Annotated in this window: 16 protein-coding genes; 12 read left to right on the plus strand and 4 right to left on the minus strand. The window is 59.4% G+C overall.

From position 1 onward, the window contains the following. The 8 genes from catC to KGB24_RS18330 all read left to right on the plus strand — a co-directional run bounded on the left by catC (position 1) and on the right by KGB24_RS18330 (position 7,321). Positions 1 to 291 carry a muconolactone Delta-isomerase gene (catC, locus tag KGB24_RS18295; RefSeq protein WP_008029082.1) on the plus strand — a complete coding sequence of 97 codons (291 nt, stop codon included), beginning with the start codon at positions 1 to 3 and terminating at the stop codon, positions 289 to 291. A gap of 54 nt (positions 292 to 345) precedes the next feature. Next, complete coding sequence (gene catA / locus KGB24_RS18300; protein WP_192417572.1) at positions 346 to 1,275, plus strand: catechol 1,2-dioxygenase; 930 nt, start codon at positions 346 to 348, stop codon at positions 1,273 to 1,275. Between the two features lie 270 nt (positions 1,276 to 1,545). Further along, positions 1,546 to 2,505: an AraC family transcriptional regulator gene (locus KGB24_RS18305; protein ID WP_317846484.1), complete on the plus strand. Its 960-nt coding sequence runs from the start codon at positions 1,546 to 1,548 to the stop codon at positions 2,503 to 2,505. Positions 2,506 to 2,778: 273 nt separating this feature from the next. Beyond that, complete coding sequence (gene benA, locus KGB24_RS18310) at positions 2,779 to 4,143, plus strand: benzoate 1,2-dioxygenase large subunit (protein ID WP_223413794.1); 1,365 nt, start codon at positions 2,779 to 2,781, stop codon at positions 4,141 to 4,143. Continuing rightward, positions 4,140 to 4,628 (plus strand): benzoate 1,2-dioxygenase small subunit, encoded by a 489-nt coding sequence (gene benB / locus KGB24_RS18315; RefSeq protein ID WP_008029093.1) that lies wholly within the window; start codon positions 4,140 to 4,142, stop codon positions 4,626 to 4,628. The genes benA and benB overlap by 4 nt, the downstream gene beginning before the upstream one ends. A 10-nt stretch (positions 4,629 to 4,638) precedes the next feature. Further along, positions 4,639 to 5,652 carry a benzoate 1,2-dioxygenase electron transfer component BenC gene (gene benC / locus KGB24_RS18320; RefSeq protein WP_192229241.1) on the plus strand — a complete coding sequence of 338 codons (1,014 nt, stop codon included), beginning with the start codon at positions 4,639 to 4,641 and terminating at the stop codon, positions 5,650 to 5,652. A gap of 157 nt (positions 5,653 to 5,809) precedes the next feature. Beyond that, positions 5,810 to 6,583, plus strand: coding sequence for a 1,6-dihydroxycyclohexa-2,4-diene-1-carboxylate dehydrogenase (locus tag KGB24_RS18325; RefSeq protein ID WP_008029096.1), 774 nt, complete (start codon positions 5,810 to 5,812; stop codon positions 6,581 to 6,583). 39 nt (positions 6,584 to 6,622) lie between these two features. Beyond that, positions 6,623 to 7,321 carry an alpha/beta hydrolase gene (locus tag KGB24_RS18330; protein WP_223413793.1) on the plus strand — a complete coding sequence of 233 codons (699 nt, stop codon included), beginning with the start codon at positions 6,623 to 6,625 and terminating at the stop codon, positions 7,319 to 7,321. A gap of 6 nt (positions 7,322 to 7,327) precedes the next feature. Here the strand turns inward: KGB24_RS18330 and KGB24_RS18335 are convergent, their stop codons facing one another. Further along, a complete protein-coding gene (locus KGB24_RS18335; protein ID WP_008029100.1) occupies positions 7,328 to 7,690 on the minus strand; it encodes an NUDIX hydrolase in 363 nt (120 codons plus the stop codon). 222 nt (positions 7,691 to 7,912) lie between these two features. On the opposite strand from KGB24_RS18335, the gene KGB24_RS18340 reads away from it, so the two are divergent. Beyond that, a complete protein-coding gene (locus tag KGB24_RS18340) occupies positions 7,913 to 8,116 on the plus strand; it encodes a hypothetical protein (protein ID WP_008029102.1) in 204 nt (67 codons plus the stop codon). 43 nt (positions 8,117 to 8,159) lie between these two features. Here the strand turns inward: KGB24_RS18340 and osmE are convergent, their stop codons facing one another. Then, on the minus strand, positions 8,160 to 8,519 hold the full coding sequence (osmE, locus tag KGB24_RS18345; RefSeq protein ID WP_223413792.1) for an osmotically-inducible lipoprotein OsmE: 360 nt from the start codon (positions 8,517 to 8,519) through the stop codon (positions 8,160 to 8,162). A gap of 14 nt (positions 8,520 to 8,533) precedes the next feature. Beyond that, positions 8,534 to 8,773 carry a hypothetical protein gene (locus KGB24_RS18350; RefSeq protein WP_008029106.1) on the minus strand — a complete coding sequence of 80 codons (240 nt, stop codon included), beginning with the start codon at positions 8,771 to 8,773 and terminating at the stop codon, positions 8,534 to 8,536. 170 nt (positions 8,774 to 8,943) lie between these two features. Here KGB24_RS18350 and KGB24_RS18355 point away from each other — a divergent pair, with 170 nt between their 5' ends. Both KGB24_RS18355 and KGB24_RS18360 read left to right on the plus strand, forming a co-directional pair. Continuing rightward, complete coding sequence (locus KGB24_RS18355; protein WP_223413791.1) at positions 8,944 to 9,162, plus strand: hypothetical protein; 219 nt, start codon at positions 8,944 to 8,946, stop codon at positions 9,160 to 9,162. Between the two features lie 71 nt (positions 9,163 to 9,233). Then, positions 9,234 to 9,569, plus strand: a complete 336-nt coding sequence (locus KGB24_RS18360; RefSeq protein WP_223413790.1) for a hypothetical protein — start codon at positions 9,234 to 9,236, stop codon at positions 9,567 to 9,569. A gap of 88 nt (positions 9,570 to 9,657) precedes the next feature. On the opposite strand, the gene KGB24_RS18365 is transcribed toward KGB24_RS18360, so the two are convergent. Beyond that, positions 9,658 to 10,215 carry an RrF2 family transcriptional regulator gene (locus KGB24_RS18365; RefSeq protein ID WP_223413789.1) on the minus strand — a complete coding sequence of 186 codons (558 nt, stop codon included), beginning with the start codon at positions 10,213 to 10,215 and terminating at the stop codon, positions 9,658 to 9,660. A gap of 266 nt (positions 10,216 to 10,481) precedes the next feature. On the opposite strand from KGB24_RS18365, the gene KGB24_RS18370 reads away from it, so the two are divergent. Then, on the plus strand, positions 10,482 to 11,684 hold the full coding sequence (locus KGB24_RS18370; RefSeq protein WP_223413788.1) for an NAD(P)/FAD-dependent oxidoreductase: 1,203 nt from the start codon (positions 10,482 to 10,484) through the stop codon (positions 11,682 to 11,684). The last annotated feature ends 83 nt before the right edge of the window (positions 11,685 to 11,767 follow it).

Genomic DNA, 11,767 nt, shown 5'->3' on the forward strand with positions numbered 1-11,767 from the left:
ATGCTGTTCCACGTAAAGATGACCGTGAATTTGCCGGTCGACATGAACCCCGAACGCGCCGCGCAGCTCAAGGCTGACGAAAAAGCCCTGGCCCAGCGGCTGCAGGATCAAGGCAAGTGGCGTCACCTGTGGCGCATTGCCGGGCTCTATGCCAATTACAGCGTGTTCGATGTCGACAGCGTTCAAGAGCTGCACGACTTGCTCATGCAATTGCCGCTGTACCCGTACATGGCGATCGAAGTCACCGCGATGTGCCGGCATCCTTCTTCCATCCGCGAGGATGACCGCTGAACCTGGCCTGTTCAGTTCGCCACGCTAATAATTACAAGATGAGGAACCGATAAAATGAACGTAAAAATTTCCCACACTGCCAAAGCCCAGAAGTTTCTCGAAGAGGCCAGCGGCCTGCACAACGATGCCGGCAATCCGCGCACCAAAGCGCTGATCTACCGCATCCTGCGTGATTCGGTGAACATCATCGAAGACCTCGCCGTGACCCCGGAAGAGTTCTGGAAAGCCGTCAACTACCTCAACGTGCTGGGTGCGCGCCAGGAGGCTGGACTGGTGGTGGCCGGGTTGGGCCTGGAACACTACCTCGACCTGCTGATGGACGCCGAAGACGAACAGGCCGGCAAGGCTGGCGGTACGCCGCGCACCATCGAAGGCCCGCTGTACGTGGCCGGTGCACCGTTGTCCCAAGGTGAAGCGCGTCTGGATGATGGCGTCGATCCGGGTGTGACGCTGTTCATGCAGGGCCGTGTGTTCAACACCGCCGGCGAACCGTTGGCCGGTGCGATTGTGGATGTCTGGCACGCCAATACCGGCGGCACTTATTCGTACTTCGATACCACGCAATCTGAATTCAACCTGCGTCGCCGCATCGTCACCGACGCCGAAGGTCGCTACCGCTTCCGCAGCATCGTGCCGTCGGGTTACGGCTGCCCGCCTGATGGTCCGACCCAGCAACTGCTCGATCAACTGGGCCGTCACGGCCAGCGTCCGGCGCACGTGCACTTCTTCATCTCGGCGGCGGATCATCGTCACCTGACCACCCAGATCAACCTCGACGGCGATCAATACCTGCACGACGATTTCGCCTACGCCACCCGTGACGAGCTCATCGCGAAAATCACCTTCAGCGATGATCAGCAACGCGCAGCGGCGCATGGCGTCAGCGGTCGTTTTGCCGAGATCGAATTCGATTTCACCTTGCAGTCGTCCGCCCAGCCGCAAGAGCAGCAGCGCCACGAGCGGGTTCGCGCTCTGGAGGATTGATCTCTATAACGGTGGGACCATTGTGGGAGCGAGCCTGCTCGCGAAAGCGGAGTGTCAGTCAACATTGATGTTGAAGCTGATGGCCCCTTCGCGAGCAGGCTCGCTCCCACATTCGACTGTGTTTCTTCAGTGGGACTACGGTCAACATGTGGGGGCGGGCTTGCTCGCGAAGGGGTCCGGACATTCCACATGTCGATCAACTGACACACCGCTGCAAGCACTGCCTTAGAATGACCCGATGCACCCCATAAAAACAACGAGAGTGACCCGATGATGCAAGCGCAACTGTTGAGTCAGCGCAGCTCCGTATTCGACCATGCCGACCCGTACGCGGTGTCGGGCTACGTCAATCAGCATGTCGGTAATCATTGCATCCTGATGCCGCGCGCCGGGCAACCCCTGGCCAGTCTCAATCATCGCAAGTTTGCCAGCCTCGACCTGTGCCGCATCAGCTATGGCGGCAGCGTGCGGGTCACCTCGGGCGCACTGGAAAGCATCTACCACCTGCAAGTGTTGCTGCGCGGCAACTGCCTGTGGCGCGGGCACGGTCAGGAACATTACTTCGCGCCTGGCGAGTTGCTGCTGATCAATCCCGATGATCCGGTGGACCTGACGTACTCTGACGATTGCGAAAAATTCATCCTCAAAGTTCCCACGACGTTGCTTGAGTCTGTGTGTGACGAGCAGCGCTGGCGCTATCCGGGGCAGGGCGTGCGGTTTCTGGAGAACCGTTACCAGCTCAATGAACTGGAAGGGTTTGTCGGACTGCTGGCAATGATTTGCCAGGAGGCCGAGGCCACCGAGCAGATTCCCAGGGTGCAGGAGCATTACGCACAGATTATCGTCAGCAAGATGCTCAGCCTGATGCAGACCAACGTCAGCCGCATCAACCTCGGCTCACAGACGGCCACATTCGAGGTGATTGCCGACTACATCGCACGCCACCTCAAGCAGGACATCGACAGCGAAGAGCTGGCGCGTCAGGCACGGATGAGCCTGCGTTCACTGTATGGCTTGTTCGAACGCAACGCCGGCACCACGCCGAAAAACTACATCCGGCAGAAACGTCTGGAGCGTATCAATGCTTGCCTGAGCGATCCGACCTGTAATGTGCGTAACGTTACGGAAGTGGCGATGGATTATGGGTTTCTGCATTTGGGCCGGTTCTCCGACAACTACCGCAAACAGTTCGGCGAGTTACCGTCGGACACCCTCAAACGCCGCGAGTGATCGCAGGTACACCACGAACTGTAGGAGCCGGCTTGCTGGCGATTCAAGCGACGCGGTCTATCTGACACGCCGCATCGCCTGAATCGCCAGCAAGCCGGCTCCTACAGAATGGTGGTGTGTCTGGCACAACGCGTTGCGTCGATCGCCGGCAAGCCGGCTCCTACATCGGTCTTTGCACTAAACGGATAAAGGTCTGCACCCAGCGGATAGTCCACCCTATTGCCCCGTCCTAGCATGAGCCTTGCCTGAACAATAACAATGGAGGCGGCGGCCATGACCCTGCGACCCGAATATCTTCAATCCTTGCTCGAGGACGATCCAGAACAAGGCATCTACCGCTGCAAGCGCGAGATGTTCACTGACCCGCGGCTGTTCGACCTTGAGATGGAACACATCTTCGAAGGCAACTGGCTGTACCTGGCGCACGAAAGCCAGATCCCCAACAAAAACGATTTCTACACCACCACCATGGGGCGTCAGTCGATCTTCATCGCGCGCAACAAGGACGGTGAGCTGAACGCCTTTATCAACGCCTGCAGTCACCGTGGCGCGATGCTTTGCCGACACAAGTCCGGCAACAAAAGCTCGTACACCTGCCCGTTCCATGGCTGGACCTTCAGCAACTCCGGCAAACTGCTGAAGGTCAAAGACCCGGCAGCGGCCGGCTACCCGGCGAGCTTCAACTGCGAAGGCTCCCACGACCTGACCAAAGTCGCCCGTTTCGAATCCTATCGCGGCTTCCTGTTCGGCAGCCTCAAGGCTGACGTGGTGCCGCTGGTTGAGCATTTGGGCGAGTCGGCGAAGATCATCGACATGATCGTCGACCAGTCCGCCGACGGCCTGGAAGTGCTGCGCGGTTCGTCCAGCTACATCTACGAAGGCAACTGGAAACTCACCGCCGAAAACGGCGCCGACGGTTACCACGTCAGCTCGGTGCACTGGAACTACGCCGCCACCCAGAACCAGCGCAAACAGCGCGAGGCCGGCGACACCAACCCGACCATGAGCGCCGGTAGCTGGGCCAAGCAGGGCGGTGGTTTCTACTCGTTCGACAAAGGCCACATGCTGCTCTGGACCCGTTGGGCCAACCCTGAGGATCGTCCGCTGTACGAACGTCGCGATGAGCTGGCCAAGGACTTCGGCAAGGCCCGCGCCGACTGGATGATCGAAAACTCGCGCAACCTGTGCCTGTACCCGAACGTGTACCTGATGGATCAGTTCAGCTCGCAGATCCGCATCGCCCGGCCGATCTCGGTCAACCGCACGGAAATCACCATTTACTGCATCGCCCCCAAAGGCGAAAGCGATCACGCCCGTTCGAGCCGGATTCGTCAGTACGAGGATTTCTTCAACGTCAGCGGCATGGCCACCCCGGACGATCTGGAAGAGTTCCGCTCCTGCCAGACCGGTTACCAGGGCAGCGTGACCGCCTGGAACGACATGTCCCGTGGCGCCGAGCACTGGGTCGAAGGCGCCGATGAGGCGGCGAAGGAAATTGACCTGCATCCGTTGCTCAGCGGTGTGCGCACCGAGGACGAAGGCCTGTTCGTGTTGCAACACAAGTATTGGCAGCAAACCATGCTCAAGGCTCTGGCTACCGAGCAATCGAAGCTGATTGCCGTGGAGACCGTGCAATGACCATCACCTATGAAACCGTGCGCGACTTCCTCTACCGCGAAGCGCGCTACCTCGATGACCGGCAATGGGACGAATGGCTGGAGTTGTACGCCACGGATGCGACGTTCTGGATGCCGTCCTGGGACGACAACGACGAACTGACTGAAGACCCGCAGCGGGAAATCTCGCTGATCTGGTACGGCAACCGTACGGGGCTGGAAGACCGCATCTTCCGCATCAAGACCGAGCGTTCCAGCGCCACCGTGCCAGACACCCGCACCTCGCACAACATCAGCAACATCGAGCTGCTGGAACAGGCGGACGGCCTGTGCAAGGTGCGCTTCAACTGGCACACCTTGAGCTTTCGCTACAAGACCGTCGACAGCTATTTCGGCAGCAGTTTCTACACCCTCGATATGCGCGGTGAAAACCCGCTGATCAAGGCCAAGAAAGTGATCCTGAAGAACGACTACGTTCGCCAGGTCATCGATGTTTACCACCTGTGAGGCGGCCGTCATGACTCATTCCATCGCATTTAATTTTGAAGACGGCGTCACCCGTTTCATCGACGCCAACGCCGGTGAAACCGTGGCCGACGCCGCGTACCGCCAAGGCATCAACATTCCGCTGGATTGCCGCGACGGCGCCTGTGGCACGTGCAAATGTTTCGCCGAAGCCGGCCGTTACGACCTGGGCGAGGAATACATCGAAGACGCGCTCACGGCGGAGGAAGCCGAACAGGGTTTTGTCCTGACCTGCCAGATGCGCGCCCAGAGCGATTGCGTGGTTCGGGTGCCGGCCTCCTCGGAAGTCTGCCGCACCCAGCAGGCCAGTTTTGAAGCGACCATCAGCGCCGTGCGCCAGTTGTCCGACAGCACCATCGCGCTGTCGATCAAGGGCGATGCGCTGAGCAAACTGGCGTTCCTGCCGGGGCAGTACGTGAACCTCGGGGTTCCCGGCAGCGAGCAGACCCGCGCTTATTCGTTCAGCTCGTTGCAGCGTGACGGCGAGGTCAGTTTCCTGATTCGCAATGTGCCTGGCGGTTTGATGAGCAGCTTCCTCACCGGCATGGCCAAGGCCGGCGACAGCATGAGCCTGGCCGGGCCGCTGGGCAGTTTTTATCTGCGCGACATCCGTCGGCCGTTGTTGCTGCTGGCCGGTGGTACGGGGCTTGCGCCATTCACCGCGATGCTGGAAAAAATCGCCGAGCAGGGCAGTGAACATCCGCTGCATCTGATCTACGGCGTGACCAACGATTTCGACCTGGTGGAAATGGATCGGCTGGAAGCCTTCGCCGCGCGAATCCCGAATTTCAGCTTTAGCGCCTGCGTGGCCAGCCCCGACAGCCAGCACCCGCTCAAGGGCTACGTGACCCAGCACATCGAGCCCAAACACTTGAACGAGGGCGACGTCGATGTCTACCTGTGCGGCCCGCCGCCGATGGTCGAGGCGGTCAGCCAGTACATTCGCGAACAAGGCATTGCGCCGGTGAATTTCTACTACGAAAAATTCGCTGCCAGCGCGGCATAAGTCGCGACACAAAACCAATGTGGGAGCGAGCCTGCTCGCGATGGACTCAATGGCACCGTGTTCATTCTGCAGAAACGCGTAATCGTTGACGACCATCGCTAGCAAGCCAGCTCCTACATAGTGCGATGGTGCGGCAACGATTTTCAACGAGGTACACATGAACAGATTTCACGAAAAAGTCGCGTTGATCACCGGTGCCGCCCAAGGCATCGGTCGGCGTGTCGCCGAACGCATGGCGGCGGAGGGGGCGCGGTTGATTCTGGTCGACCGCTCCGAGCTGGTGTTTGAAGTGCAGCAGCAATTGGGGAAGGACAGCCAGGTGCTCGCGCTGACCGCCGATCTTGAGCAATACGGCGAATGCAACCGCGTGATGCAAACCGCCGTCGAGCGCTTCGGTCGTCTCGACATCCTCATCAACAATGTCGGCGGGACGATCTGGGCCAAACCGTTCGAACACTACGAAGCCGAGCAGATCGAGGCCGAAGTCCGCCGTTCTCTGTTCCCGACGTTATGGTGCTGCCATGCGGCGCTGCCGTTCATGCTGGAGCAGGGCAGCGGCGCCATCGTCAACGTCTCGTCCATCGCCACGCGCAGCATCAACCGTGTGCCGTACGGTGCGGCGAAGGGCGGGGTGAATGCGCTGACCGCGTGCCTGGCGTTCGAAACCGCCGGTCGTGGCGTGCGGGTCAATGCCACGGCACCCGGAGGCACCGAAGCGCCGCCGCGAGTGATTCCGCGCAACAGCGCCGAACAGAGCGCTGAAGAAAAAGTGTGGTACCAGCAGATCGTCGACCAGACGCTCGACAGCAGTTTGATGAAACGCTATGGCACGCTGGATGAGCAGGCAGGCGCTATTCTGTTTCTGGCCAGCGACGAAGCGTCCTACATCACCGGCATGATCATGCCGGTGGGTGGTGGCGACCAGGGCTGACAGTGTTCGCCAACAACCCCATCAAACGGAGTCAACGTGATGAGTGAGAAACCCACGATCGTGCTGGTCCATGGTTTTTGGGGCGGTGCCGCCCACTGGAACAAGGTTATCGCCGAACTGTTGAGCAAGGGCTACACCCGCATCCGCGCGGTCGAGATGCCGCTCACGTCGTTGGCCGATGATGCCGAGCGCACGCGCAAAATGGTCGCGCAAGAGGCGGGGCCGGTGTTGTTGGTGGGGCATTCCTATGGCGGTGCGGTCATCACCGAGGCCGGCAATCAAGCGAATGTCGTGGGTCTGGTGTACATCGCCGCGTTCGCACCGGACGCAGGTGAAAGTCCCGGCGCCATCACTCAACGGCATCCGCCCGCTGCCGCAGCGAACCTGGCCCCCGACAGTGATGGTTATTTGTGGGTCAGACCGGAGCTTTACCACGAAAGCTTCTGCCAGGACCTGCCCGCAACCGAAGGATTGGTCATGGGCATCACCCAAAAAGCCCCCTTGGCCGGCACGTTTGGCGATGCGATCACTACGGTGGCGTGGAAGAACAAGCCGTCGTGGTATCAGGTGTCGACCGACGACCGGATGATCGCGCCGCAAAACCAGCAGTGGATGGCGGGGCGGTTGAACGCCAAAGAGGTCCTGACGTTGCACGCCAGTCACGCGTCCCTTGCCTCGATGCCGGTCGAAGTGGCGGCGTTTATCGACAAGGCGGCAACGGCAGTGGCCAAGGCCTGATCCACCTTACAGGCGACGCTGAAACGCTCTGACGATTCGCAGCGTGGCGTCGCTGGTGTTCAGGTTCTGCACGGCGTCCAGCGGATACCACAGGCAGTCGAAAATTTCGTTTTGCGGCCGGGCCTCTGACGAGTTGAGCACCGACGCCTCGTAAACGTGGTGTCGGGTGCCGCCCGTTTCCAGTTGCATCAGGTACAGCATGTCGTCGACCCCAAGCCCGGTCTCCTCCTGAAGCTCACGCATGGCGGCGCCTGCCGCGGTTTCTCCGGGCTCGACCTTTCCGCCGGGCAACGTCCAGCGACACCTTGGCTTGCGCACCAGGAGAACGTGCCGGTCCTGCTCACAAATGACGGTTGCGCGTACTTTCATGTGTTACCTGATTGATCGTTGTCACAAAATAGAAATAAAAATGCAATATTCAGGCCGCTCAAGGCTGCACGGGGCTCTTCGTTGATTGGAGGTGTCTCAGGGGCTGAAAGTGCAACCGAATGGCGGAATCCTGTCGCGACGTCTGGTCGGCACCCCGGCGAAGGGTGGGTGTAAGGTAGGCAGGTCAATCCTGGACTTCAGTACCGAAAATGGAGGTGACTTATGAGCGTTCCGATGCTGAATAAGATGCACATGAACGGTTATGACGTACTTAGCGTGAGCAATGGCCCATGGCGGGTGTGCACTCAAGGTGACCAACTGGGCGCTTTTGCCAGCCGGGAAGAGGCACTGGCCTTTGCCGCGGCACTTCCCGGTTACAAATCCCGGGCCAAAAGGCCGGCAAGCAACCAGACGACGGTTAAGTAAAACGCTTCTAGCCCCGGTTTTTTCCGGGGCTTTTCATTTCGTCTCAGTAACCGCCGCCGCCCCCGCCAGCGCTATGGGAAGACTCCCTGGCTTTTGTTTGCAGGCGGCTCCATTCCGCACAGGTGATGAAGCTGGTGTGGTCGACCTTGCCCCGGTCATCGAAACTGACGTTGTACGCCTGTTGATGGCCGGCTTTCGTCAGCTTGTAGTCATAGCAAGTACCAGGCACAGCCGTGCGGTCGGTGATGGTGTGAGGCGGGCCGCCGATTTGCTCGACCTGATCCTTGCTCATTCCGGTCTCGACGTTGGCGACCAACGGGAGGTCGCCATAGAGGCGTGATTCAGTGCTGCAGCCTGCCAGCGCTGCCAGTACGACAACCAGCGCGAATAAAGGCTTGTTCATGGCCGCGCTCCTGTTCAGTGAGCTTTGTTGCGACTGATGGCCTTGGCTTTCACTTCTTCGGCATAGCCTGCCAATCGCTGTTCGTCGCCCTGAAACAGGTCGCACAGCCTCAGCACCGCCTGCGCATCGACATCATTGCCAGACAGCTTTAACTGGTCTGCCAGGCGCAAAAGCTCTACAGCCGACCACCTCAGGTCCGACGCAACGCTTTGCAGGTCACGTCGAAGTTCGTTTTCAGATTCGTTGAGCCACATGACGATCTCCAGAAAACCTCTGCTACGAAATTTTAGTCCCATTTCCCTGGACAGGGCGTTTTGTTCGTCCGAACTGCCAATGCTGCCTTTGGTCGGGAAGATGCACGCGAACGAAAAGATTTGCTGTCGTATTGAAGTGGCGAATTTCCGCCGGGGCGAGGCAATTTCAAATGACGACGACCGATGACTTCAGGGTTCACGCGCATGAGCTGATGGTCGATCTGGACGCGGCGACCACGGAGATGATGAAGCTGATTTCCGCTCATCAACTCAGCGGTCCGGAATGGGAGCGGGTCACTCAATGGCAGCACGAAGCGTATGAACGATGGATGACTTTCCTGAACGAGCGGCCCGCTGCGCATCCCGGCCAGAACATCGACAAACATTGAGAAAGGCTCATTGAATGGATGTCTGCAAGACGACGCGCTACATTTCCTTTTTTTTTGAATAGAGGGGCGTCATGCGGACGTTGATTGCGGGAGTCGTGGTGGCGTTACTGGCGGGGTGCTCCTTGCCTGCGTCACTGGTGCCGGGTGAGCCGAATTTCAGCAAGTACAGTGAGAAAGCGCCGAAGGAGTATGCCGCCTGCGTATTGCCGGCGTGGCAGAAAGAGATTTCCAATACGACTCAAACGCCGATTTCCAATGGCTACCGGATCAAGGCGCCGAGCATCATCACGGCCGACGAAATTCTGGATGTCGTGAAATCGAAAGAGGGCAGCCGGGTTTCGCTGTATCAAGGGCCGCCATGGGCCAAGTCAGGCGCACTGCGTCAGTCGGTTCGGGACTGTTTATAGCGGCGTTTGATGGATCGCCTTCGCCGGCAAGCCGGCTCCTACAGGGGATTACGGTGCCTTTGTAGGAGCCGGCTTGCCGGCGAAGGCGTCAAATGTTGGTAACCGCAATGGTCTGCTCGTCAGCGGCCGGGGCAGCGCTTTTCTTGTCCCGGCGATCACTCATCCAGTTATCAACCTGAGCACTGAACTCCGAGGGCGCCTTTCGTCCGACTTTCCTGGCGAGATCCAGGATGGTCTGCTGGGCGAGGGCGTCTTCCATGCGTTTCTGCGCCGTCATCATGACCGCATGGACCGAGCAATGGCCTGACACCGCCCAATCCGGGGCGGAACCTTCGAACAGGGCGCAACGCCCGCGAATTTCCCGGCAATCGAAAATCAGCTTTTGGCCGTCGATGGCATTGACGATATCGAGCACGCTGATTTCGTCGGAGGGCCGGGCCAGCTTGAACCCGCCGCGCACGCCTTCAGTGGCGACCACCAGTTTTGCCTTGGCCAGTTTGGTGAAAATTTTCGCCAGATAGTCCAGTGGCACGCCTTGCAGCTCTGCGAGGTCACGCACGCTCGCCTCACGGGTGTCGCCGCAATTGCCCACCAGGAAAATCAGGCAATGAATGCCGTACTCAACGCCAGCGCTGTAAAGAGACATTTGGATCTCCGACTAATCTTGTCGCAAATGTTAGCAGCTGAAGGTTAGGCAGGCAACGAATCCCGTCGGCGCATCTCTCTGCGCATTACCCCTTGTGCGTGGGTAAAGGCTCTCTCGGTCGAGCCATCGAACCTTTCGATGGCAACCATCAGAAAAAACCGATTGCGTTAATTAACTAGGATCAATACAGTCGTAGTTGTTCGGTCGGCACTGGCAAGCACACGACCTCTACGAATTCATTGATCGGCCTTCTCACGGAGTTAAAGATGAAACAGCACATTCTGGTAATCGGCGCAGGTTTCGGTGGCATGTGGACGGCTTTGAGCGCCACACGCCTGTTCGACATTCATGGTCACAACGACGTAGAAGTCACCGTCCTGGCCCCGCAGGCCGAGCTGCGCGTGCGTCCGCGTTTCTATGAACCGAACGCGCACCAACTGGCCGCGCCGATTGGCGAGCTGTTCGATGCGGTGGGCGTGAAGTTCATCAAGGGCGCTGCGCAAACCATCGACGTCGAGCAAAAACGCGTGGGTTATGTCGACGCCTCGGGTGCGAAACAGTTGTGCAGCTACGACAAACTCGTTCTGGCCACCGGCAGCCGTCTGGCGATTCCGACGACCGCCGGCGTGGCTGAACACGCGTTCGATGTCGACCAGATCGAAGAGGCCGTGCGCCTGGAAAACCATCTGAAATCCCTGGCCAGCCTGCCGGAAAGCAAAGCCCGCAACACCGTGGTGGTGGCCGGCGGCGGCTTCACCGGGATTGAAACGGCGACCGAAATGACCGCACGTCTGCGTGCCATTTTGGGCGATCAGGCCGACGTCGAGGTGATCATTGTCGATCGTGGCGAGAGAATTGGCGGGTCGATGGGGGCTGAAATCGCCAAGTCGATCGAAGAGGCCAGTATTGAAACCGGTGTGAAATGGCACTTGAAGGCTTCGGTCCTTTCCGTCGATGCCAACGGTGTCACTTTGAGCGACGGCCAGCGTATCGAGGCCAAAACCGTGGTCTGGACCACCGGCGTGCGCGCCAGTTCGCTGACCGAGCAGATCCCTGCCGAACGCGATCACCTGGGCCGCCTGCACGTGGACAGCCACCTGAAAGTCATCGGTCAGGACGATATCTTTGCCACCGGCGATGTGGCTTATGCCGCGTCCGACGACATTGGCAACTACGCCTTGATGACCTGCCAACACGCCATCGTATTGGGGCGTCACGCCGGCAATAACGTTGCCGCGCAGATCCTGGGCGTGGACCCGACGCCGTACAGCCAACCCAAATACGTCACCTGCCTGGACCTGGGTGCCTGGGGCGCGGTGTACACCGAGGGCTGGGACCGTCAGGTCAAACTGGTGAAACAGGAAGGCAAGAACCTGAAAACGCAGATCAACACCGTGTGGATCTACCCGCCGGCAGCTGATCGTGCAACCGCATGGGCCGCAGCAGATCCGCTGATCCCGATCGCTTGAGTCGCTGAGCGGAAATCACCCGAATCCCTGTAGGAGCGAGCCTGCTCGCGATGGAGTGTCAGCCAACCCAATGTGGCTGACAC

Origin of the sequence: Pseudomonas sp. BF-RE-25, from assembly GCF_019956105.1 — a bacterium.
In the GTDB taxonomy this organism is placed as follows: domain Bacteria; phylum Pseudomonadota; class Gammaproteobacteria; order Pseudomonadales; family Pseudomonadaceae; genus Aquipseudomonas; species Aquipseudomonas migulae.